Raw genomic sequence first — 22,556 nt, forward strand, 5'->3', positions numbered from 1 at the left:
CTGCATCGTCGCGGCGGCTGGTCGATACGAAGGAGGAGACAGCATGATGCGAGTGTTCGTGACGGTCGATATCGAGGGCGTGGCCGGGGTCGTCCATCCGTCGGAGGGCTCGCCGGGGAACCCCGAGTACGAGCGGGCGCGGCGGCTGATGACCGCCGAGGCCAGCGCGGTGGTGGCCGGCATCTTCGACGCAGACCCGAGCGCCGAGGTGTCGGTCGTCGATGTCCACGGGCCGTACCGCAACATCATCCCCGAGGAGCTGGACGAGCGCGCGACGCTCAGCCGTGGCAAGCCGCGTCACTTCGGGATGATGGATGGCATCGACGGCGGCTACGACCTGGCAATGTTCGTCGGCGTCCACGGCCGGGCCGGCAGCGCGCCATCCGTCCTCAGCCACACGTTCACCGGCACGATACTTGACGTAACGATCAATGGCACAGCAATGGGCGAGCTGGGGCTGAACGCCGCGATGGCCGGCGCGTATGGCGTGCCGGTCGCGCTGGTGGCTGGCGATCAGTCGGTTGCAGCAGAGGCACGCGACCTGCTCGGCGATGGCCCGCTGATTGCCGAGCTGAAGCATAGCCGCGCCAACCTGGCTGCCGAGTCGATCCACCCGAACGTCGCGCGCCGGAGGCTCCGCGAGGCTGCGGCTGCCGCCATCCGCGAACGCCTGACGTTCCGGCCGCTGGTCGTCGCCGAGCCGGTCGTGGTCACCGTCACGCTGGCTCGCCCCGCCCTCGCCGACCTCGTCGGCATGCTCGACGACATCGAGCGTCTTGACGGCCGCACCCTGCGCTTCACCCGCCCGACGATGCCCGACGCCTACCGCATCCTCCGCCTCGTCACCGTCCTCTGCTCGACGCCGCTGTGAGACGGTGGGGATGAGGGATGGTAGCCCATTGCGTAGCCGACCGCAGTGAATATGTCGGGTCGGCAGCCTCCCGGTTCTCTGTCATGCTGAGGCCGCAGCCGAAGAATCTCCCCCAGCGTTGGCGGCTGTCCGACGTAGGAGAGATCCCTCGCTGAGGCTCGGGATGACAAAGGCACGGGGTGGCTGCCGGAACCAACCGCTTGTGGTAGCAGCGTGCTCAGGGCGATTCCCAAATTCCCAATCCCTAAGGGGTCAGGAATTTGGGAATTCAGGAATCTGGGAATCCCGCCGACACAGACCGGCAGCATCCCCCGCCTTTTGTCATTCACTGCCCGGAGGGCGCCCGCGCAGCCGAAGAATCTCTCCTGTGTTGGACTGGCATCGAACGGGTGGGAGATCCTTCACTGCGGTTCAGGATGACAAAGGCACGGGGTGGCTGCCGACCCTATCGCTTGTGGTAGCAGCGTGCTCAGGGCGATTCCCAATTCCCAACCCCTAAGGGGTCAGGAATTTGGGAATTCAGGAATCTGGGAATCCCGCCGTTCGCGTCCGGCAGCATCCCCCGCCTTTTGTCATTCTGAGGCCGCAGCCGAAGAATCTCCCCCAGCGTTGGCGGCTGTCCGATGTAGGAGAGATCCCTCACTGCGGTTCAGGATGACAAAGGCACGGGGTGGCTGTCGGCGCCAACCGCTTGTGGTAGCAGCGTGCTCAGGGCGATTCCCAATTCCCAATCCCTTAGGGATTAGGAACTTGGGAATTCAGGAATCTGGGAATCCCGCCGACACAGACCGGCAGCATCCCCCGCCTTTTGTCATTCTGAGCGCGCACGCGAAGAATCTCTCCTACGCTGGACTGCATCGAACGGGTGGGAGATCCTTCACTGCGGTTCAGGATGACAAAGGCACGGGGTGGCTGCCGACCCTATCGCTTGTCATTCTGAGCGCGCACGCGAAGAATCTCCCCTGCGCTGGACTGCATCGAACGGGTGGGAGATCCCTCGCTGAGGCTCGGGATGACAAAGGCACGGGGATGCTGCCGGAACCAACCGCTTGTGGTAGCAGCGTGCTCAGGGCGATTCCCAAATTCCCAAATTCCTGACCCCTAAGGGATTGGGAATTTAGGAATCCCGTCGTCACAGAACGGCAGCCTCCCGGTCTTCTGTCATTCTGAGCGCGCACGCGAAGAATCTCCCCTGCGCTGGACTGCATCCGGCGAGCTTGGCCAGCTTGTCCACTTCCATACCTGAGAGAGTGGACAAGCTGATACGATCTGACTCAACGTGTCCAATCCCGGCCCCATAGAAGTGGACAAGCTGGACAAGCTGATACGATCTGACTCAACGTGTCCAATCCCGGCCCCATAGAAGTGGACAAGCTGGACAAGCTGATACGATCTGACTCAACGTGTCCAATCCCGGCCCCATAGAAGTGGACAAGCTGGACAAGCTGATACGATCTGACTCAACGTGTCCAATCCCGGCCCCTCATCCCTTCGTTTCGTCTACACTCTCCCTGATAGAGAAGGGGGCGCGAATGTCGGCGGACGCGAACAGGGAGCTGGCGCGGCGGTTCTTCGAGGAGGTCTGGAACGCTCGCGACGAGGCGGCGATCGACCGCTATATCGCCGAGAATGCAGCGGGCAACGACGCCGATTTCGGCGCCGGACGTGAGGCATTTCGCCAGCAATGGCGCGAGTGGCAGCGAGCGTTTCCGGACCTGCACTTCGCCGTCGAGGACATTGTCGCCGAGGGCGATCGAGTCGTCACACGCTGGACGCTGACCGGCACCCAGCAGGGCGAGTTCCTCGGCATCCCCGCCAGCGGGCGCAGCATTCGGGTGGCCGGCATGAGCCTCGACATCATTCGCGACGGGCAGATCGCCGAGGGGTTCGATGGCTGGGATGCGCTCGGCCTGCGCCGCCAGCTGGGCGCGACGACGCTGGAGTAGCGCCATGGTGATCGCCCAGCCGCGCGAGGCGGCAATCTCCGACCTGGCCGCGCCGATGATCGTCGTCGCGGAGTTGGCCAAGCACTACGGAGAGGTTCGCGCCGTCGATGGGATCAGCTTCACTGTCGGGCGCGGCGAGATCTTCGGCCTGCTGGGCCACAACGGCGCTGGCAAGACGACAGCCATCCGGATGCTGACCGGTCGCACCCGCCCGACGGCCGGCCGGGCGACGATCGCCGGCCATGACGTGGTGACCGACCTCGACGCCATCAAGCCGCTGATCAACCTCGTCTTCGAGGAGCAGAACCTCTACGACCGGATGAGCGGGCGGGAGAACCTCGCCTTCTTTGCGGACCTCTACGCCGTGCCTCGTGTGCGGGTTGACGAGCTCCTCGCGCGAGTGCGGCTGGAGGACGCGGCAGGGAAGAAGGTGAAGTCGTACTCGACCGGCATGAAGCAGCGCCTGCTGATCGCCCGCTCGCTGATCAACGACCCGCGCCTGCTCTTCCTGGATGAGCCAACCCGTGGCCTCGATCCGGCCTCGGCGCGCGACATCCGCCAGATCGTCCGCGAGCTCGCCGGGCGCGGCGCGACCATCTTTCTGACGACCCACTACATGGACGAGGCCGACGAGCTGTGCGACAGGGTCGCCTTCCTGAGCCAGGGGAAGATCGTCGCGCTTGACACCCCGCAGGAGCTGAAGCTGCGCTACGGTCATCGGACGGCGAGCGTCGTGCTGGACACGCGCGAGGAGCGATCGCTCAACCTGAACGATGCCGAGGACGCGGACCTGCTGGCCGGCTGGATGCGCGATGGCCGGGTGCTCACGATCCACTCCGACGAGGGCACGCTGGAGGATGTCTTCATCGCGCTGGCCGGCCGCTCGCTGCACTGATCGCAGCCAGCCCGCTAGCTTGTCATCCACCGCCCAGAGGGCACCCGGCAGTGAAGGATCTCCCCCACGTTCGACTGTTTCCAGCGTGGGGAGATTCTTCGGCTGCGGCCTCAGAATGACAAAGAGGCGGGGTTCGGCAGCCAGCCTGCTAGCTTGTCATCCTGAGCGCGCACGCGAAGGATCTCCCCCACGTTCGACTGTTTCCAGCGTGGGGAGATTCTTCGGCTGCGCGGGTGCCCTCCGGGCAGTGAATGACAAAGAGGCAGGGTTCGGCAGCCAGCCTGCTAGCTTGTCATCCTGAGCGCGCACGCGAAGGATCTCCCCCCGTTCGACTGCATCCAGCGGGGAGATTCTTCGGCTGCGCGGGTGCCCTCCGGGCAGTGAATGACAAGGAGGAGGAGGCGGCGGCGCCACAGACTGACTGCCCTGACTGCAACCGGTCAGTGGCGTGCTGCTCCGCCCAGGAACGGCGATCCGGCGCCCAGCAGGAACCCGAAGTCATACCAGCCGCCCTGCCGGGCCACATCGTAGATGGGCTGATCTTGCAGTCCGCCGAACAGGTGGACGATCAGAACAATCCAGGCAGTTAGCCCGTTCCACAGCCCCCAGAGCACGTCGTGCCACCACATATTCCCGCAATCCCTTCGTGTTGCCAGTATTGTGACACGCTAGCACGGACTCTGAGCGTCGCCATCCTCGTCGGTATACTCGTGGCGAACGAGGGGGTGGGGCGCGTGTCGATTCGGCGTATTCTGACGATCTTCCGGCGGGACTTCCGTGATGCCGTTCGCGACGCGCGCATTCTCGTCGCAGTTCTGGTCCCCTTCGCTTTGGGCATCTTCTACAATGTCGTGCTGGTCCAGGATCAGACGACCCTGAGTGTCAATCTGGCCTACACCAGCGTCGATGCGACGAATCTGCCCGAGGCGATGAAGCAGATCGCAGGTCCGGACGTGACCTTCTCCATTTCCCAGGTCGATACCGCCGATATCGTGAAGCAGCAGGTCGACGACGGCAAAGCGGACCTGGGGCTCGTCGTCCCGGCGGGATTTGACGCGGCAGTTCAAGCCGGCCAGTCGCCGCCGCTGATGGTGATGCGTCCTGACACGGCCGGAGTCGGCCCGCAATTCCTTCTGTCGATGCTCGACGCGGCGCTGCGCGAGCAGGCCGGCCAGCAACCACCCGCCCAGGTGCAGGTCGAGACGGTCAACAAGTCGACGACGACCTCGCTGATCGAGAACATGGGTATGAATACCTACTTCGTGCTTTCTGCGTTGATCATGCAGGTCGCGATGATCACGATGTACGCAGTGCCGTACATCCTCGCCGAAGAGAAGGAGAGGCGGACCCTCGATGCCCTGGTGATGGTTGCCTCCTACTGGGAGGTGATCGCCGCCAAGGCGCTGTTCGGCATTGTGTACGTCGCGATCTCGACGCCGTTGTTGTTGGCGGTGACCCGCATATCGCCCCACGACGCGCTGCTCTTCGGACTGGCGATCGGACTGCTGGCGATCGTGCTGGACGGTGTCGGGCTGATGCTCGGCAGCCTGCTCAAGCTATCACAGCTAACCTCGTGGGGCGGCATGCTAGTCCTGCCGGTCGTCGCTCCGGCCTTCGTCACCGGCCTGCCGGCGCCAAAGTGGGTCGAGGATGTGCTGCTGATCTTTCCGACGACCCATGCGATGCGGATGGCGATCGACGCGCTCAGCCAGAAGCCGATCTTCGGCGATACGTGGCAGTCGATCCTCGTCCTCGCCATCTGGGCCGTCGCCGTCTACGCCATCACCTTCTGGACGCTATCGCGTCGTGAGATATAGCCCCAGTCCGTAAATATCGCAACGCGAAGTACTAGTATCTTGCGCGACCTGGTGCTAGTCTGTGGCGTGTTGATATCGGCTCAGTGTCTGCGGTTTCGTTGTCGTTCGCGTTTGTTGTATTAGAGAACGAGCCATGCAGTGCTCTCGATGCGGGGCGGCGAATAACACTGGCGCGCTTGTGTGCGTGGCCTGTGGCCAACCGCTCATCCTGTCTCACGTCGGCAGTATCATGCCGGCCGCCGTCGGCCACGTGGTTGAGGCGGCTCCCGCCAGCGTCCCTCCACCATCGGCCGAGGCATCGGTCTACCAGCCCACCCTCGGCCCGATCGATCGCGAGAGCTTCTTCGCCGCCCAGCGACGCAACCGTCGGGCGACCTGGCGATTGGCGGCGATGTCCGCGGTTGCCGCGGTCCTGACCGGCATCCCGCTCAGCCTGGTGCTGACGCCGTTGCTGTTCGCGGTTGTTCTGGTTGTCACTCGTCTGCTCGGGCTGGTGGTGGCGGTGCCAGATGGCGTCTGGTCCGCCTATCAGTGGGTGGGCCTCGCCCTCAAGCGGATCTTCGACGCGGCCGGCGATAGCACTGTGCGGCAGCTGCCGATCGGATCGCTCGTCCTGGCTGCCTCGATCTGGCTCCTGCCGGGGATCGCCGCAATGCTGGCGATGTGGGTGGCGTTGCGGGCGTTGTTCGCCCGGGCCGGCGTTGGCGGGATGCTGCTGTCGCTGGGCGCGCGCGAGCCGCGGCCGGACGACTTCGAGGAGCGCCAGCTGGTCAACGTCGTCGAGGAGATGGCGATTGCCGCCGGCATCCCAGCGCCCCGGGTGATGCTGATCGACGCGCCGATCTCCAACGCCGCGATGCTCGGCTCTTCCACGAAGGACGCCGCCGTCATCGTCTCCCGGCCGATGCTCGATCATCTGGACCGCGACGAGACACAAGGGCTGCTGGCACACCTCGTCGCCTCGATCGCCAACGGCGATCTGGATGGCGCGCGCTCGATGCTGGCGGTCTTTCAGACGTTTGGCTTCGCCGCTGCCGTGATCCGGATGCCGATCAGTGGCCCGGCTCGCGCGACAGTCGGTCGCATGCTGCGCTACCTCTTTGGCCACAAGCGAGAGGCAGAGCGGCTGGATGAGGCTCGCGCGCTCTCCGAAATGCTGGCCGACACCGCTGAGAACTTCGACGAGAAGAATGATCTCGAGAGTCTCACCGAGGAGGTGACGCCACCTGTCCAGCGCGCTGGCCCGAAACTGGAGCTGCTCAAGGCCTTCCCGTTCGTGGCGCTTGGGTACTTCATCTACACGCTGGTTGCCGGCTGGCCGGACGCAGCCCGCAACCTGGGCTTTCTGATCCTGTTCGGGGCGGCCGGGGCGTTGATTCTGTATCAGCGAGTCTATGCATTCTGGCTGGCGCGACGCGTTATTGCCATGACCCACGCAATCATCATCCTGCCCTACTACCTGGCCGCGATGATGCCGCAGATCCTGCTGCTATTTCTCAACATGCTCGTGCTGCAGCCGGCGTTCGGCCTGCTCTGGCGAACCCGGCGCTACCTTGCCGACGCGACAGCCGTCCAGCTTACCCGCAATCCCGAGGGGTTGGCGCGTGGGCTGGCGGCGCAGGCGGAGCACGGCTGCGGGGTGGCCGGCAGTGGCTGGGCGTTGCCGATGTTCGTCTCCGGCGCGGCGAACATGGGCTCGGTCTCCCCCGAGGCAGTGGCGATGCGCCAGCAGCTGATGCAGGAGCTGGCTGCCGAGATGGCCAATCCGCCGGCCCCCGGTATGTCAGAGGCCGAGCATCGAGCGCAGGCAGTAGCCGATATCCGGCGTCGAGCGATGGAGCAGATGCCTGAGGCTGCAATCGAGAACCCGCCGGCGAGCAAGTCGAGCGGCTTCGGCGGGATCGTCTCGATGCATCCCTCCGTGAACCGCCGGTTGCGCCGGCTGCGCCGCATGGGCGCGGCAGTCGACGATGTCGACCCGCGGGTGAAGCGAGGTCATCAATCGCGCAAGGGGCCGGCGTCGTTCGTCGTGATGCCGGTGGTCTTCGTGCTCGTTGCGGTTCTGGCGGTGTTGATGCTGGCGCTTCTTGCGGTGCTGATCGCCGTCAGCGTCCTCTTCGCGTCGGTGCTGATGATGATGGTCTACGGATTGTTCGCCGTGCTTATCCCGCGCTGAGCGGAACTGGACGAGAGGGATTACGCTATGACAGTCGAACTTATCATCGGGGCTATCGTCGTGCTGGTCATCCTGTTTGCGGTGCTGACCTACAACGGGCTGGTCGGCAAGCGCAATCAGATGCGCAACGCCTGGGGCCAGATCGATGTCCAGCTGAACCGGCGGCACGATCTGATCCCGAATCTCGTCAATGCCGTCCAGGGGTACATGAATCACGAGCGCGACGTGCTCGACCGGGTGACGACGGCTCGGGCGCAAGCGATCGCCGCCGGCAGCAATGTCGCCCAGCGGGCGGACGCGGAGAATCAGCTCACCCAGGCAGTGCGATCGCTGTTTGCCGTCGCCGAGGCGTACCCGCAGCTTCGCGCCAGCGAGAACATGCTCTCGCTCCAGGAGGAGCTGTCCTCGACCGAGAACCGGATCGCGTTCGCCCGGCAGTTCTATAACGATAGCGTGATGCAGTACAACACGGCCCGCGAGTCGTTCCCGGCAGTTATCTTCGCCGGGGCGATGGGATTCCACGCGGGCGATCTGTTCACCCTGGACGAGGCCGCGCCGGAGCGGGCTGTGCCGGCCGTGCAGTTCGGATAACCCCTCCCTCGCCCTCCCCTGTGAGGGGAGGGGAACGTGGGGAGGCGGGGCAGACGCAACGACTGCCGTAGGGACAGGCCTAGGCCTGTCCGCGCCCCGCAGGGCGCTACCCCGGTTCGCGATAGGTCTGTTCAGATCGGGAGCCGGTATTCATGATTCACGATCCCTATAGGGGGATGAAATCGTGAAATCATGAATCTCTCCATCTACCCACGTCAGCCGGAGAGGTCGGCAGCCAGCCCGCTAGCTTGTCATCCTGAACCGCAGTGAAGGATCTCTCCTAGGTTGAACTGCATCCAGCGGGGAGATTCTTCGGCTGCGGCCTCAGAATGACAAACAGGCGGGGAATGCTGCCGCTCCGGCCACACTCGCGTATTGTCATCCTGAACCGCAGTGAAGGATCTCTCCTGCGCTGGACTGCATCGAACGGGTGGGAGATTCTTCGCGTGCGCACTCAGAATGACAAGAGGCAATTGTCATCCTGAACCGCAGTGAAGGATCTCTCCTGCGCTGGACTGCATCGAACGGGTGGGAGATTCTTCGCGTGCGCACTCAGAATGACAAGGGGCAATTGTCATCCTGAACCGCAGTGAAGGATCTCTCCTGCGTTGGACTGCATCCAGCGGGTGGGAGATTCTTCGCGTGCGCGCTCAGAATGACAAGAGGCAGAGGATGCTGCCGCCCCGGCCTCTCACGCGTAGTGTCATCCCCCTATAGGGATCGTGAATCGTGAAAACGTGCGAGGCACGCCGTCAGGCGAGGTCGCCGGCCGCGTATTGCTCCTTCAATTCCGGGATGACCCGCTCTGCCAGCTCGGTGAAGAGCGGCGGCAGCGCGGAGAACGGCGTGTTGAACAGGAACGTCCGCACCCCGATTCGGGCATAGTCGGTGACGTGCTGGCGGAAGGTGTCGACCGAGGCAAGCGGCTTCGCATACGCGGAGATGACCCAGCGGATCTCGGACGGGTCGCGGCCGATCTCGCGGCAATAGTCGACGAGGCGCGCGCCATTGGCGGCGAATGCCTCCGGGTCCTCACCGCCATCCCAGAAGTCGGCATACCGGGCGACGTGGCGCAGCATCCGTTTGCCGGCCGTGCCGATCAGCACTGGAATGTGGCCACCGACCGGCTTCGGCGCGAATGGCGCGTTCTCCAGCGCGTAGTGTTGGCCGGCGAATGTCGTCCGTTCCTGCGTCTCCAGCTGCCGCATCAGCGCCAGCGCCTCGCCGACGCGATCGACACGCTCGCCGGCCGGCGGGAACGGGATGCCGTAGGCGGCGTGCTCGCGCTCGTTCCAGCCGGCGCCCATGCCGAGGATGAGCCGCCCGCCCGAGATCTGATCGACGGTGACCGCTTGCTTGAACATGATTGCCGGGTTGCGGTGGGTATTGCCAGTCACCATCAGCCCGAGCCTCAGTCGTTCGGTCCTGACAGCCATCGCCGCCAGCAGCGTCCAGCCCTCCAGACAGATGTCGGTGTCATCCTCACCGAGCGAGAAGAAGTGGTCGAAGAGCCAGGCCGAATCCCAGCCGGTCTCCTCGGCGAAGCGCCAGTGCTCCTCGATCATGCTCAGTGGCCGGCGATGCTGGCCGGTGACGATCCCGAACTCCAGTCGATCCTGCGGCCGCTCACCCATCGATGCGTCTCCTCGCGTCTTCGCTGCTATCCATCTCGCCGTGGGCCAATATCCGTGAGGCCTTTGCTCCGCAACGCTGCGTCGATCCATGAGCGGTCGAGCGTCCCGGCCAGCGTCGCCGCGAGCTGGTCCTGCTCCTGGGCGGCTTTCTCGCTTGCGTCGACGATCAGCCCGCCGAGCAGCGCCGGGGAGAACGCAAGCACGCCGTCCTCGTCGCCGACGACGATGTCGCCGGGGTTGACGACCATGCCGCCGATCGTGACCGGAACGTTGATCTGGCCGGGGCCGTCCTTGTATGGCCCCCGATGGATGACACCGCGCGCGAAGCAGGGGAACTCGGAGGCAGCGATGGCGGCGACATCGCGGATGGCGCCGTCGATCACCAGACCACCCAGCTTGCGGGCGATCGCGTGCGTCTGCATCAGCTCGCCAACCAGCGCGTGGGAAAGGTCGCCGCCGCCGTCGACAACGATGATGTCGCCCGGCGCGGCAAGATCGAGCGCCTTGTGGATCATCAGGTTGTCGCCAGATCGCGTCCGAACCGTGAAGGCCGGCCCGACCATCCGCTGCCCCGGGCGATGATACGGGCGGATCCCGACCGCGCCGGCCAGCCTGCCGAGGCTATCGCTCAGCAGCGGCGTCGCCAGGTCGCGAAGCGGCGCCAGCGCGGCAGGGTCTGGCCGTTTGGTCAGCGTGTTGATGACAAATCCAGGCTCACTCATCTATCGCTCCCTCGTTGTGACACGCCGGTCACTATACGCGACCTCGTCGTGTTGCGATGCTTGTTGCCAAATACCGAGTCCGGGCCTATCATCGGCGCGGTCTCCATAATCAGAGATGGGCCTGGGACTTTTCCGGGCGGTATGGCAGGAGAGTGGCACTATGCCGCAGTTGACTGGTGGCGAGGCAATCGTCGCCTCGCTGATCGCGAATGGCGTCGACACCGTATTTGCGCTCCCCGGCGTCCAGATGGACAATCTGTTCGACGCATTCTACGGCGCACAGGACAAGCTCCGCGTGATCCACACCCGACACGAGCAGTCGACCGCGTACATGGCGTTCGGCTACTCCCAGACGTCCGGCAGGGTTGGCGTTTGTGCCGTTGTCCCCGGCCCGGGCCTGCTGAACGCGGCCGGCGCGCTCTCGACTGCCTGGGCCTGCAACGCGCCAGTGCTGGTGATCGCCGGCCAGATCTGGGAGCACCAGTACGAGAAGAACATCGGCGCCCTCCACGAGATCCCCAACCAGCGCGAGATGATTGCCCACATCATGAAGTCCGCGACCTACATCCCGCAGCCCGAGGACGCCCCGGGCGTGATCCACGAGGCGTTCCGTCATCTGCTCTCCGGTCGCCCGCGTCCGGTCGAGATCGAGATGACGCCGGACATGCTCGGCCGTCAGGCCGATGTTTCGCTGCTCGGCCCAGCCGCGCGCGACGCGTCACCAGCCATCGACCAGGATGCGCTGGAGGCCGCGGCGAAGATCCTCGGACAGGCCAAGTATCCGGTCATCATGGCCGGCGGCGGCGCGATGGATGCTGGCGAGCCACTGCTCGCGCTCGCCGAGACGCTCCAGGCCCCCATCATTCTCACCCCCAACGCCAAGGGCGCCGTCTCCGATCGCGAACCGTATACCATGTCACTACTGGGTGGACATAAGATCTGGGCCCAGGCCGACGCCGTACTGGCGGTCGGCACCCGCTTCGACCGCGCCCTGCTCGACTGGGGCATCGACGGGATGAAGGTCGTCCGCATCGACGTCGACGCGGAGGAGTTCGGCAAGGTTCAGCAGCCGGACGCCGCGATTCTGGCCGACGCAAGCCAGGGGCTGTCGGCGCTGGTCGACGCAGTCGGCAAGCACAACCGCTCCCGCGAGTCGCGAGTCGAGGAGATCGCCGGCGTCCGCGAGGCGGTCGCGGACGAGCTGTTCGAGAAGGGCCAGGTGCTGGCCGAGATCGGCACCGTGCTTCGCGAGGAGCTGCCCGACGACGGCGTCCTTGTTGGCGATGTCACCCAGGTTGCCGTCTACACCGATATGGGCTTCCCGACCTATTACCCGCGCACCTACGTGAGCTCCGGATTCCAGGGGACGCTCGGGTATGGCTACGCGACGTCGCTCGGCGCTCAGGTAGGCGCGCCGGGTCGCAAGGTCATCTCGGTCAACGGCGACGGTGGCTTCCTCTATACCCAGCCCGAGATGGCGACCGCGAAGCAGCACAACATCCCGGTCGTCGCGATCGTCTTCGACGACGGCGCGTTCGGCAACGTCAAGGGTATCCAGCGCACGCGCTACGGTGGCCGCGAGATCGCCTCGACGCTGGAGAATCCGGACTTTGTCAAGCTGGCCGACGCCTTCGGCATGGCCGGCTATCGGGCCGAGACTCCCGAGCAGCTCCGCGCCGTGCTGAAGGAGGCGCTCGCCGTAGACGCCCCGGCGCTGGTCCACTATCCAACAGTGCCGATGCCGATGATCCGCATGCTCTCGCGCGGCAAGGTGCGCTAACTCGTCTGTTGCTGGCACTAGGGAGAGATTCTTCGCTGAGGCTCAGAATGACAAAAAGGCGGGACCGACGTGGATCCCATCGGCTTGTCATCCTGAGCGCGCACGCGAAGGATCTCCTCTACGTTCGACTGTTTCCAGCGTGGGGCGGATTCTTCGGCTGCGGCCTCAGAACGACAAGGAGGCAGGGTTCGGCAGCCAGCCCGCTAGCTTGTCATCCTGAACCGCAGTGAAGGATCTCCCTGCGGTGGGCTGTAGCTGACGGGGGCGGATTCTTCGGCTGCAGCCTCAGAATGACAGAGGAGCGGGGTCGGCAGCCAGCCCGCTAGCTTGTCATCCTGAGCGCGCACGCGAAGGATCTCCCCGCGTTGGACTGTCACATGCCTGGGGGCGGATTCTTCGCTGAGGCTCAGAATGACAAAAAGGCGGGACCGACGTGGATCCCATCGGCCTGTCATCCTGAGCGCGCACGCGAAGGATCTCTCCAGCGTTGGACTGTATCGAGTGGGTGGGAGATCTTTCGCTGTGGCTCAAGATGACAGAGGAAGGGGTAGGCTACCGATCGGACCGTCAGGCGTTGACAGCCCACTGAGAATGAGAGCGTCACCTGGCGTGAACCTGCCCCGCATCCTCGACCTGTTGCTGACCTGCGAAGCGGCCGGCCATGTCGACATGGAGCTGCACTCGACCGGGCTGCGGCTGACGCTGACGAACCCCGCGTTCGACGTCGGCCGCTACACGCTGCCGATCGAGGAGGATGGCCGGCTGCTGGGCTTCGGCGTCCTCTGGCGGGGACGCGTCCTCGGCATGCTCGTCCACCCGGCGGCCCGTGGGCGGCTCGAAGAACGCATGCTCGACTGGGCCCTGGCGACCGTGCGGGCGGACGGTGTTGAGACGCTGATCGCGCTCTGCCGGTCGGACGACGCGCTCACTCGTGAGGTCTACGAACGGCGCGGCTTCCGGCTTCGCGAGGAGGAGCTGCGGATGGGCCGGCCGTTGGAAGCGCCGATCCCTTCGCCGTCGCTCCCCGACGGCTTCACCCTTCGCGCGCTCGACGTTGCGCATGAGCTGGACGCCTGGCTGGGTCTCTACGCCGACGCTTTCGGGCCCCGCGAAAGCCAGCTGCGGACGTGGCGGGCCTTCCGCGACGATCCCGACTACGACAACGCGCTCGACCTCGTGATCGCCGACCGAGACGGCCGGCTCTCCGCCGCCTGCACCTGCTCGATCGCCGCAGCGGAGCTGGCCGTGATCCGGCCGCGCGAGGGACGCACCGAGCCGGTGATGGTCCGCGAGGACTGCCGGGGCATCGGGCTTGGCCGGGCCGTCGTCGTGGCCGGCCTGGCGGCGCTCCGCGCGCGCGACATCGAGATGGCGACGCTCACCACCGAGGCGGACAACGCCATCGCTCACCGTCTCTACGAATCGCTCGGCTACCGGCTGCTCTACACCGGCTGCTGGCACGAGCGGGTCGTCTGACTACTGGCGATCGAGGTTCAGCGCGACGCTATTCATGCAGTACCGCAGACCGCCACGATCCGCCGGGCCGTCCTCGAAGACGTGGCCCAGGTGCGAGTGGCAGCGACCGCAGCGCACCTCGGTGCGAGTCATGCTGTGGGAGCGATCCTCGACATACTCGACCGCGTCCGGCGTGGCCGTCTCGGTGAAGCTCGGCCAGCCACAGCTCGAATGAAACTTCGCGTCGCTGTTGAACAGCAGGTTGCCGCAGGCGCCGCAGCGATACGTTCCATCGTCGAAGACCTCGACGAATTCGCCGGTGAACGGCGCTTCGGTGCCGGCCTGCCGTAGGACCCGGTACTGCTGCGGCGTCAGGCTCTTGCGCCACTCCTCGTCAGTTACCGGAATGCTCTTCAATTCAGTGTCCGCCATCTATGCCTCCAGATGTTCTCTGTGTCAATCAGTCTCGCCGCATGTAGGAGAGCGCCTCGCGGTGTGGAAGCGCGTCGCCTGCGTAGGTGAATGTGCCCTGTTCCAGCACTTCGCGTGCCGCTCGCATGAACGCGCCCAGCGCGGCGCGAGCCATCGATCCGCCGACGCTGATCCGCGTCACGCCGACCTCGGCCAGCTGATCGACAGACCAGGTCGGCCCGCTCAACCCCATCACGACGTTCACGGGCCGGGGGACCGACGCGCAGACCTCGCGGATTGCGTCCAGGCTGGGGAGGCCGGGCGCATACAGCACGTCCGCTCCGGCGTCGGCGAACGCCTGCAGCCGGCGGATCGTGTCGTCCAGGTCTGGCCGGCCGTGCAGGAAGTTCTCCGCGCGGGCAGTCAGGACGAAGTTGCTGGCCCGGGCGGCCTCGGCCGCCGCCACCACGCGCTCGACCGCGACGTCGAAGGGGTAGATCGGCGCCGAGTCGTCGCCGGAGGCGTCTTCGATCGAGCCGCCGGCCAGCCCCGTTTCGGCCGCGAGCCGGACCGTCTCGGCGCAGTCCTCGGGCGTGCGGCCAAACATATTGAGTAGATCGGCCGAGACCGGCAGGTCAGTCGCCTCGACGATCTCACGAGCGTTGGCCAGCGCGCCGTCGCGCGTCAGTGTGTCCGGCAGATCAACCCGCCCGACCGAGAACGCGTAGCCGGCGCTGGTCGTCGCCAGCGCCTCAAAGCCAAGCGCGGTCAGGATCCGGGCGCTGCCGGCGTCCCACGGGTTCGGGATGACGAACGCGCCGGGCCGCTCGTGGAGGGCGCGGAACGTCTCGACCTTCTGCTCGCGTGTCAACATCTCTGTGTTCGTCTCCTCTATCGTTAGCGTACAGCTGCCTTTGCCGCCGGGATCGGGCAGGTCACGCCCGTGCCGGCCAGTCCGCAGTAGCCGTGCGGGACCTTGTGCAGGTACTGCTGGTGGTATGCCTCGGCATAGTAGAAGGGGCCGGCGCTGGCAACTTCCGTCGTGATCGGCTCGTAGCCTGCGCGTTGGAGCTCGGCGTTGTACGAATCTCGGATACGCTCGGCCGTCTCCTGTTGCGACTGGCTGGTCGTGTAGATCGCTGAGCGGTACTGGCTGCCGACGTCGTTGCCCTGGCGCATGCCCTGGGTCGGATCGTGCGCCTCGAAGAACACGCGCAGCAGATCTTCGTATGAGATCGCCCGCGGGTCGAAGACGACCTGGACGACCTCGGCATGGCCGGTCCGCCCGCCGCAGACCTCCTCGTAGGTCGGGTTCGGCGAATAGCCTCCGGCGTAGCCGGCCGCCGTCGAGTAGACCCCGTCGAGCTGCCAGAACAGCCGCTCTGCGCCCCAGAAGCAACCGAGCGCAAACTCGGCAACCTCAAGGCCACCTGGAAATGGCGACTGCAGCGGCGTGCCCAGCACCTCGTGGCGGGTCGGGATCGCGTACTGCGGCCGATCGTGACCCGGCAGCGCCGCGTCGGGTGCGACCATCGTCGCCGGCTTGCGGTGAAAGAACATCTCATAACCTCCGTCATCTGCCGTCCGGGCTGAGGTGACCAACGCTTGCGTCACCGTTTGCTCTGCCGGACCAGCAGGGCATCTGAATCGTATGACGCGCCCCGGGTTGTCTCTATTCCCCTGACGCGACGGAACGCGGCTCAGTCCCAGCGCAGGATGCGCCGCTTGACGACTTCAACCAGCAGTAAGTATGCCGCGGTCGCCGGAACGAGAAAGAGGAAGAAGATCGCCGGCAGCGGAGTAAATCCGAGCTGTGGGCCGATCGGTGTGAAGGGGAGCGCGATGCCGGTGATCACGACGATCATGAGCGTGATGAAGAGTGGCCGGCTCGGTCGGTTGTGGAACGGATTGCCCGCCGTGCGGATGACGAGCAGGACCAGCGTCTGGGTAATCAGGGACTCGACAAACCAGCCCGTATGGAACTCCCGCTCCGAAGCATCGAGCACCCGCAACAACACGAAGAACGTCAGGAAGTCGAAGATCGAGCTGACCGGCCCGACGAAGATCATGAAGTTCCGAATCACCTTGATATCCCAGCGTCGTGGCTTGTGGCTGAACGACGGGTCGACGTGATCGGTCGGGATCGTGATCTGGGCGAGGTCGTAGAGGAAGTTGTTGAGCAGCACCTGCCCGGGGAGCATCGGCAGAAACGGGAGGATCGCCGAGGCGGCTGCCATGCTGAACATGTTGCCGAAGTTGGAGCTGACGCCCATCAGAATGTACTTGATGAGATTGCCGAACGCCTTGCGCCCTTCGAGGATGCCGTCGTGCAAGACGCGCAGGCTCGGCTTGAGCAGGATGATGTCGGACGCGTCCTTCGCGACATCGACGGCTTGCATTACCGAGATGCCGACATCGGCCGCATGGAGCGACGGGGCATCGTTGACCCCATCACCGAGGAAGCCGACGACGTGCCCGCTCGCCTTCAACGCGAGGATGATCCGTTGCTTCTGCGCCGGCGACACTCGGGCGAAGACCGACCAGAGCTGTACGACTGCCGAGAATTCCGCGTCGCTCATGCGCTCGATCTCGTCGCCGAGCACGACCCGCGACGTGTCGATGCCGACCGCCTCGCAGACGTGCCGGGCAACCAGGTCGTTGTCTCCGGTCAGGATCTTCAGAGCGACGCCGTCCTGCGCCAGCATTGCGACTGTCTCCGCGACATCTGGCAGCGGCGGGTCCAGAAACGCCAGATAGCCGGCCAGCGTCAGGTCGCGTTCGTCGGCAATCGAGAAAAGGCCTTCGCCGGCTGGCAGCGTGCGACAGGCGATGGCGAGCACGCGGTAGCCATCGCCGCTCAGGCGCTGAAAGACCTCCCGCGCCTGCTCGCGAAGCGCGTTGTCGAGCGACACGACGACCCCGCCTCGTTCCGCCGCGACACAGCCATCCAGTAGCCCCTCGGGCGCTCCCTTGCTGATCAACAGGGGCGTCCCATCCAGGTCGACGATGACCGAGAGACGCCGGCGTTCGAAGTCGAACGGGATCTCGTCGAGCATGCGCGCGTTCGGCGTATCGAGCGAGGCGTCGCGCAGAATTGCGTCGTCGAGTGGACTGTTGATGCCGGTCTGGAATCGGCTGTTGATCTGCGCCAGAAGCCGGGGCCGGCCGGCCGGCTCGCCGAAGGCGTCGACCTCGACGGCCAGTGTCATCGTCCCGCTGGTCAGCGTGCCGGTCTTGTCGCTGCAGAGCACATCGACGCTGCCGAAATCCTCGATTGCCGCCAGATGCTTGACGATCACGTGCTGGCGCGACAGCTGGATCGCGCCCTGCGTCAGCGTGACCGTCGTGATCATCGGCAGGAACTCCGGAGTGAGCCCGACGGCAAGCGCGATGGCGAACAGCAGCGTATCCAGAAACCCGTGATGCCCCGCCAGGTTCACGGCGACAACGACCAGCACGAGCACGACGATCGTCCGTGTGATCAGGATGCTGAACTCGCGGATGCCACGCTCGAATTCCGTTTCGGGCGGCCGCGAGCGGAGCGCGCGGACGATCTCGCCGAAGGTCGTCTGCGCGCCAGTGGCAGTGACGACGGCGGTCGCGCTGCCGCTGATCACCGACGTGCCGAGGAACAGATCCGTGGCGCTCGATCCGGGCATGGCGATCTTGTCCACCGGCATGGACTCACCCGTCAGCGCCGCCTCCTGCACGTGCAGGCTGACGGCGTGGAGGAGCCGCGCGTCGGCCGGCACGAGATCGCCGGCCGAGAGCCGAATCAGGTCGCCGGGCACGATCAGCGGACGCAGCAGCTCCACCCAGACGCCGTCCCGTTCGACGCTGGCTCTGGGCGCGACCGAGCGCATCAGCGTGTCGGCCGCGCGTTGGGAGCGATAGGTCTGGACGAAGTCGAGAATCATGCTCAACAGGACGATCACGACGATGATCGTCGCGTTGATCGTCTCTCCGACGGCAAGCGACACGACGGCTGCGACCAGCAGGATATCGACGAGCGGATTACGGAAGAGGCGGAGGAACTCGACGAGCGCGGTCGCGCGAGCGGTCGAGATGAGCTCGTTGCGGCCGTACTGCGCCAGCCGCTGCTGCGCCTCGGCGGTCGTCAGGCCGGCGGGTTGGCCCGTGTCTGCGGACGGGGCCGGGACGGATTCCTCGACTGCGCCCGAGTTGGCGTCGATCGGCTGTGGCGCGACCATGCTGGCGTGCTCTACCTCGACACGCGCCGGCCGGCGCTGTGTCCGACATTCGGTCAACGCAGGTCACACGACGAAGGCCTACGCGCGGGATCATCATACAACTGGCGCCGCGCGAACCTGTCCTGTTGTACAGTATCCCGCTGGGACCCACTGACATACGATCTGGCCATCATGGCGTAACGACACATGTCTTGCTTGATGCGTTCGCTCATCGACGGCGTCTCATATTGAGCCAGCGAACGATTGTAAGAGAAGATGAACGGCGAAACTCGTCGCACACTGCGATTATTGCTATCTGTCGTCAGCCTGCTGCTGGCCGGCCTGGTTGCCGCCTGCGGCAGTGTTAGCGACCAGACCAGGCCAACCAGCAATCCCACCCCCCATGCGACACAACCTGCCTCCTCACCTGCAGCTCCCACGGAGCCTGGCGGCGCGACGCCGGTGGTCGACGACGCAAGCTGGAAGAAGGTCCGCGAGGAGGGCACGGTGATGGTCATCGTTACGCTGAACATCCCATACCGGCCGGAGGCGGAGCTCGGTAGCCAGCGCGAGATCGATGCCCAGCGCGCTGCTATCGTCGCAGCCCAGGACCAGCTCATCGCGTCACTGACCGCCGGACACGCGGAGGTCAACACGCGCATGACGCTCTTCCCGCAGATCGTGCTCACGGTCGACGAGCCGGCCCTGCGTCAGCTGGCCGACTCGCCGCTCGTCACCTCCGTCCAGGAGAACAAGCTGAGCGCACCGACCAGCCGCGTGACCAGGGATCGGACGAGCGTATGAGCAAGTGAATGACCAGACGCCGGATTCAGGCGTCGGAACCGAAGCAATCGTGCGCACCTGGATTGTGAGGCGAAGACATCGTGCGAAGACTCCTTGTTCTGGTCCTGACCCTGTTGTTGCTCCTCGTGTCGCTACCGGCCGCGCTGGTGTCGGCCGAAGGAGGCAAGCCAATTCCGGACGCGGTCGCCGAGATGATCGAGCGCGCCAGCGTCGACGGCCCGCTGCCGGTCATCGTCACACTGCCGTCGATCGACGCGCAGCGCGGCGTCATTGCATCGCTCGACGGGCTGGACGCCATCGTCCGCGTCCGCTACGAACTGTTCCCGCTGCTGGCGCTCACCGCCGGACCCAACGCGCTAGAGACGCTGGCGCGATCTGATGCGGTGCTGGCGATAAACGAGGACATCCCGCAACTGCCCGGGCCTCGCCTCGACGCTGCCAGTGATCAACGGCGACAAGGTTCAGGCGCTTGGCTGGACGGGATCTGGCCAGACCGTCGCCATCCTCGACACCGGCATCGACACCGATCACCCGTTCTTCGGCTCGCGCATTGTCTCGCAGGCGTGCTACTCGAACGCGGCCGGCGCCGGTGGTGGCGTGACGCTCTGCCCGAATGGCCAGAACTCGGACGACCGGCACGAATGCGGCCGATGCGATGACCGGGCAATGCCAGAATGGCGGGACGAACCTGTGCACCCACGGCACGCACGTGGCCGGTATCGCGGCCGGCAACGCCTTCAACGTAACGGGCGCGCCGGGCAACGGCGTCGCGCCGGGGGCGAACATCATCGCCATCCAGGTGTTCACGCGCCTCACCCAGGATGCGGAATGCAGTAGCCCTGTCGTCGTTGGTTCTGCGCCGTGCGTGCGGACGTACGCCTCCGACCAGATCCTCGGGACTGCAGCGCGTGCTCGCGCTGAATGGCACCGGCCCGGGTCTGTGGCGGGTCGCCGCGGTGAATATGAGCCTCGGCGGCGGACAGCCACAACGCGGCGAGCTGCGATACCGACAGCCGCAAGACGGCGATCGACAACCTGCTGGCGGCCGGTATCGCGACGGTCATCTCGGCGGGTAATGACGGCTATCTGAACGAAGTCGGAGACCCCGGCTGCATCTCGACCGCGGTCACGGTCGGATCGACCGACTGATGGCGATGCGGTCTCGGGCATTCAGTAACCGCGGTCAACTCCTCGACATCTTCGCGCCGGGCGACAACGGTCGACTCGTCCGTCCCGGACGACGCCTGGGGCAACAAGAGTGGCACGTCGATGGCCGCGCCCCACGTGACCGGCGCGTTCGCCATCCTGCGCCAGGCCTACCCGACCGCGACGATCGCGACGCTGCTGGGGTACATGCAGAGCACCGGCGTCCCGATCACCTATGACACCGCGCTGCCGTCTCCGCCGAATCCGACTCCTACCCATACGACGCCGCGGCTGAATCTGCTGGCGGCGCTGGCGGCGGGCGACCCAAATCCGCCGTCGATCTCGGTGAACTTGGCGACCGTGACAGTCGGCGAAGGTTCTTCGTCCGGCAATGCCGGGAATGTCTCCGATCCTGACGGCGACCCGGTGACGCTCTCGGCTTCGATCGGCAACGTCTACTCCATCCCGGGCAACATGTGGGGCTGGGGCTACTTGCCCGACGATGGTCCGTCTCAGAGTCAGATCGTCACGATCACGGCAACCAGCAATCGGGGTCGCTCCACCTCAGTGACATTCCAGTTGAACGTGACCAACCTCCCGCCGACGGCGACGCTCTCGACCTCGGTGGTCACGACGATCAACGAGGGTGACCCGTTCACCATCTCGCTCAGCAGTCCGTCCGACCCGTCGACAGCCGACACGAACGCCGGCTTCACCTACGCTTTCGACTGCGGCGATGGGGGCGGCTACGGCGCATACAGCGGGACGGCCAGTCGCGGCTGTACGACTGACGATAACGCTGTCCGCACCGTCGGCGGCAAGATCCAGGACAAGGACGGCGGCGTCTCGACCTACACGACGACCGTCACGATCCTCAATGTGCCGCCGACAGTCGGCGCGATCACTGCGCCAACCGGTCCGGTTATGGTCGGGACGCTTGTCAACGCCAGCGCGCCATTCACCGACCCCGGCACGGCCGACACGCACGTGTCGAGCTGGGACTGGGGCGATGGCTCGGTGACTCCTGGCACGGCAGCCAGTAACCTGGCAACCGGCAGTCATGTGTACACCAGCGCGGGCCTGTTCACGATCACGGTGACCGTTACCGACGATGACGGCGGCGCGGGAACCTCGACGTTCCAGTATCTGATCAGCGTCGATCCGGCGGCCGGAACGCTCGTTGGCTCCGGCACATTCACCTCGCCGGCCGGCGCCTGGGCCCAGCGGCCGACGGTTCAGATAGGCGGCAATCATGGATGTCACCGCCTGGTACCAGCGTGGCGCAACCGCTCCGATCGGCAAGCTCGTCGTCGAGTTGGGCGGATCTGCCCGAACGACAGCGCCACTGACCTTCCGGGCCACCAGCTTCGACTGGCTCATCCTGACGCCGAACGTCGGCTGGGTCTCTGGTAAGGGCACCGTCAACGCTCGCAGCGGCTACGGATTCTGGTTCGTCGCCACTGACAACCCCGACAAATTCCGGCTGAAGGTCTGGGAGCTTTCATCGGGGACAGTGATCTACGACAACCAGCCCGGCGCGGTCCTGGGGACGATGCCGACGCTGCCCCTGAACCGCGGCACGATCTTCATCACCCGGGCGCGCCTCTGGTAGCGCGCTTCGGAGGCTCGTCGATCTGAGTGGCGGCGCGTGGTCTATCTGGCCACGCGCCGCTGCCGTCCCCGGCCTGCGACGGCGCGGAATAGCCTGTCACCGCCAGCTTGCCCGATTGAGCGCGTCCCCCGTCCCCCTGTCATTCTGAGTGCTCCGACTAGGATAAAGTGTCAGGTTGGCAGCCTCCCCGCACCTTGTCATCCTGAGGCCGCAGCCGAAGGATCTCTCCTGCGTTCGACTGTATCCAGCCAGGGGAGATTCCTCGCTGCGGCTCGGAATGACAACGAGCGGTGGTGCCTGGCGCACCACCGTACAGGACACATCACGCTGGTCGATGCAGTCAGGATGACAGGAGAACGGGGAGACCGTCGATCCGACAGGTTGGCGTTGACGGGCTCACCCGATCTGGCACGAACCTGACACGCCGCGCTATACGATGTCACGACGCTGACATCGCCCCCGGAGCATGCTCGGCATAGAGCAGGCTGAGGTCCGCTGCTCCGGAG

General features: G+C 65.4%; 19 protein-coding genes and 1 pseudogene. 13 read left to right on the plus strand and 7 right to left on the minus strand.

The window, feature by feature from the left end; genetic code table 11:
* Nucleotides 1-43: 43 nt before the first annotated feature.
* From V9F06_13635 to V9F06_13645, 3 genes are all read left to right on the plus strand, one after another.
* Nucleotides 44-871, plus strand: a complete 828-nt coding sequence (locus V9F06_13635; GenBank protein ID MEI2618649.1) for a M55 family metallopeptidase — start codon at nucleotides 44-46, stop codon at nucleotides 869-871.
* A gap of 1,532 nt (nucleotides 872-2,403) precedes the next feature.
* Nucleotides 2,404-2,817 carry an ester cyclase gene (locus V9F06_13640; protein ID MEI2618650.1) on the plus strand — a complete coding sequence of 138 codons (414 nt, stop codon included), beginning with the start codon at nucleotides 2,404-2,406 and terminating at the stop codon, nucleotides 2,815-2,817.
* Between the two features lie 4 nt (nucleotides 2,818-2,821).
* Complete coding sequence (locus tag V9F06_13645; protein ID MEI2618651.1) at nucleotides 2,822-3,712, plus strand: ABC transporter ATP-binding protein; 891 nt, start codon at nucleotides 2,822-2,824, stop codon at nucleotides 3,710-3,712.
* A 440-nt stretch (nucleotides 3,713-4,152) separates the two neighbouring features.
* Here the strand turns inward: V9F06_13645 and V9F06_13650 are convergent, their stop codons facing one another.
* Nucleotides 4,153-4,341 (minus strand): hypothetical protein, encoded by a 189-nt coding sequence (locus tag V9F06_13650; protein MEI2618652.1) that lies wholly within the window; start codon nucleotides 4,339-4,341, stop codon nucleotides 4,153-4,155.
* A 105-nt stretch (nucleotides 4,342-4,446) separates the two neighbouring features.
* Here V9F06_13650 and V9F06_13655 point away from each other — a divergent pair, with 105 nt between their 5' ends.
* The 3 genes from V9F06_13655 to V9F06_13665 all read left to right on the plus strand — a co-directional run bounded on the left by V9F06_13655 (nucleotide 4,447) and on the right by V9F06_13665 (nucleotide 8,296).
* Nucleotides 4,447-5,529, plus strand: a complete 1,083-nt coding sequence (locus tag V9F06_13655; GenBank protein MEI2618653.1) for an ABC transporter permease — start codon at nucleotides 4,447-4,449, stop codon at nucleotides 5,527-5,529.
* A 133-nt stretch (nucleotides 5,530-5,662) separates the two neighbouring features.
* Entirely contained in the window at nucleotides 5,663-7,705 is a 2,043-nt protein-coding gene (locus V9F06_13660) for a M48 family metalloprotease (GenBank protein ID MEI2618654.1), read from the plus strand.
* Nucleotides 7,706-7,732: 27 nt separating this feature from the next.
* Nucleotides 7,733-8,296, plus strand: a complete 564-nt coding sequence (locus V9F06_13665) for a LemA family protein (GenBank protein ID MEI2618655.1) — start codon at nucleotides 7,733-7,735, stop codon at nucleotides 8,294-8,296.
* 752 nt (nucleotides 8,297-9,048) lie between these two features.
* Here V9F06_13665 and V9F06_13670 read toward each other — a convergent pair.
* Complete coding sequence (locus V9F06_13670) at nucleotides 9,049-9,930, minus strand: LLM class flavin-dependent oxidoreductase (protein ID MEI2618656.1); 882 nt, start codon at nucleotides 9,928-9,930, stop codon at nucleotides 9,049-9,051.
* Nucleotides 9,931-9,956: 26 nt separating this feature from the next.
* On the minus strand, nucleotides 9,957-10,652 hold the full coding sequence (locus V9F06_13675; GenBank protein MEI2618657.1) for an RraA family protein: 696 nt from the start codon (nucleotides 10,650-10,652) through the stop codon (nucleotides 9,957-9,959).
* 160 nt (nucleotides 10,653-10,812) lie between these two features.
* On the opposite strand from V9F06_13675, the gene V9F06_13680 reads away from it, so the two are divergent.
* Both V9F06_13680 and V9F06_13685 read left to right on the plus strand, forming a co-directional pair.
* A complete protein-coding gene (locus tag V9F06_13680) occupies nucleotides 10,813-12,432 on the plus strand; it encodes a thiamine pyrophosphate-dependent enzyme (protein ID MEI2618658.1) in 1,620 nt (539 codons plus the stop codon).
* Between the two features lie 609 nt (nucleotides 12,433-13,041).
* Entirely contained in the window at nucleotides 13,042-13,908 is an 867-nt protein-coding gene (locus V9F06_13685; protein ID MEI2618659.1) for a GNAT family N-acetyltransferase, read from the plus strand.
* On the opposite strand, the gene msrB is transcribed toward V9F06_13685, so the two are convergent.
* From msrB to mgtA, 4 genes are all read right to left on the minus strand, one after another.
* Entirely contained in the window at nucleotides 13,909-14,319 is a 411-nt protein-coding gene (gene msrB, locus V9F06_13690; protein ID MEI2618660.1) for a peptide-methionine (R)-S-oxide reductase MsrB, read from the minus strand.
* 28 nt (nucleotides 14,320-14,347) lie between these two features.
* On the minus strand, nucleotides 14,348-15,172 hold the full coding sequence (locus V9F06_13695; protein MEI2618661.1) for an isocitrate lyase/phosphoenolpyruvate mutase family protein: 825 nt from the start codon (nucleotides 15,170-15,172) through the stop codon (nucleotides 14,348-14,350).
* A 23-nt stretch (nucleotides 15,173-15,195) separates the two neighbouring features.
* Nucleotides 15,196-15,912, minus strand: coding sequence for a peptide-methionine (S)-S-oxide reductase MsrA (gene msrA / locus V9F06_13700; GenBank protein MEI2618662.1), 717 nt, complete (start codon nucleotides 15,910-15,912; stop codon nucleotides 15,196-15,198).
* 86 nt (nucleotides 15,913-15,998) lie between these two features.
* Nucleotides 15,999-18,509 (minus strand): magnesium-translocating P-type ATPase, encoded by a 2,511-nt coding sequence (gene mgtA, locus V9F06_13705; protein MEI2618663.1) that lies wholly within the window; start codon nucleotides 18,507-18,509, stop codon nucleotides 15,999-16,001.
* A 255-nt stretch (nucleotides 18,510-18,764) separates the two neighbouring features.
* On the opposite strand from mgtA, the gene V9F06_13710 reads away from it, so the two are divergent.
* The 5 genes and pseudogenes from V9F06_13710 to V9F06_13730 all read left to right on the plus strand — a co-directional run bounded on the left by V9F06_13710 (nucleotide 18,765) and on the right by V9F06_13730 (nucleotide 22,050).
* A complete protein-coding gene (locus V9F06_13710; GenBank protein MEI2618664.1) occupies nucleotides 18,765-19,292 on the plus strand; it encodes a hypothetical protein in 528 nt (175 codons plus the stop codon).
* Nucleotides 19,293-19,372: 80 nt separating this feature from the next.
* Complete coding sequence (locus V9F06_13715; protein MEI2618665.1) at nucleotides 19,373-19,951, plus strand: hypothetical protein; 579 nt, start codon at nucleotides 19,373-19,375, stop codon at nucleotides 19,949-19,951.
* Nucleotides 19,952-20,306: 355 nt separating this feature from the next.
* Nucleotides 20,307-20,639, plus strand: a pseudogene (locus V9F06_13720) (S8 family serine peptidase).
* A 273-nt stretch (nucleotides 20,640-20,912) separates the two neighbouring features.
* On the plus strand, nucleotides 20,913-21,851 hold the full coding sequence (locus V9F06_13725) for a PKD domain-containing protein (GenBank protein MEI2618666.1): 939 nt from the start codon (nucleotides 20,913-20,915) through the stop codon (nucleotides 21,849-21,851).
* The gene (locus V9F06_13730; protein MEI2618667.1) at nucleotides 21,754-22,050 is read left to right on the plus strand and encodes a hypothetical protein; all 297 of its coding nucleotides are present in this window, start codon (nucleotides 21,754-21,756) and stop codon (nucleotides 22,048-22,050) included. Before V9F06_13725 ends, V9F06_13730 begins: the two co-directional genes overlap by 98 nt.
* Nucleotides 22,051-22,556: the final 506 nt, after the last annotated feature.

The sequence above is a fragment of the Thermomicrobiales bacterium genome, from assembly GCA_037045155.1.
Taxonomy (GTDB): Bacteria; Chloroflexota; Chloroflexia; order Thermomicrobiales; family CFX8; genus JAMLIA01.

Excerpts from the sequence above, each read along its gene's own strand:
- V9F06_13635 (MEI2618649.1), top strand. The coding sequence starts at position 44 with ATGATGCGAGTGTTCGTGACGGTCGATATCGAGGGCGTGGCCGGGGTC.
- V9F06_13675 (MEI2618657.1), bottom strand. The coding sequence starts at position 10,652 with ATGAGTGAGCCTGGATTTGTCATCAACACGCTGACCAAACGGCCAGAC.
- msrB (MEI2618660.1), bottom strand. The coding sequence starts at position 14,319 with ATGGCGGACACTGAATTGAAGAGCATTCCGGTAACTGACGAGGAGTGG.
- V9F06_13650 (MEI2618652.1), bottom strand. The coding sequence starts at position 4,341 with ATGTGGTGGCACGACGTGCTCTGGGGGCTGTGGAACGGGCTAACTGCC.
- V9F06_13725 (MEI2618666.1), top strand. The coding sequence starts at position 20,913 with ATGTGGGGCTGGGGCTACTTGCCCGACGATGGTCCGTCTCAGAGTCAG.
- V9F06_13660 (MEI2618654.1), top strand. The coding sequence starts at position 5,663 with ATGCAGTGCTCTCGATGCGGGGCGGCGAATAACACTGGCGCGCTTGTG.
- V9F06_13710 (MEI2618664.1), top strand. The coding sequence starts at position 18,765 with ATGAACGGCGAAACTCGTCGCACACTGCGATTATTGCTATCTGTCGTC.
- V9F06_13670 (MEI2618656.1), bottom strand. The coding sequence starts at position 9,930 with ATGGGTGAGCGGCCGCAGGATCGACTGGAGTTCGGGATCGTCACCGGC.
- V9F06_13640 (MEI2618650.1), top strand. The coding sequence starts at position 2,404 with ATGTCGGCGGACGCGAACAGGGAGCTGGCGCGGCGGTTCTTCGAGGAG.
- V9F06_13665 (MEI2618655.1), top strand. The coding sequence starts at position 7,733 with ATGACAGTCGAACTTATCATCGGGGCTATCGTCGTGCTGGTCATCCTG.
- mgtA (MEI2618663.1), bottom strand. The coding sequence starts at position 18,509 with ATGGTCGCGCCACAGCCGATCGACGCCAACTCGGGCGCAGTCGAGGAA.
- V9F06_13645 (MEI2618651.1), top strand. The coding sequence starts at position 2,822 with ATGGTGATCGCCCAGCCGCGCGAGGCGGCAATCTCCGACCTGGCCGCG.
- V9F06_13680 (MEI2618658.1), top strand. The coding sequence starts at position 10,813 with ATGCCGCAGTTGACTGGTGGCGAGGCAATCGTCGCCTCGCTGATCGCG.
- V9F06_13695 (MEI2618661.1), bottom strand. The coding sequence starts at position 15,172 with ATGTTGACACGCGAGCAGAAGGTCGAGACGTTCCGCGCCCTCCACGAG.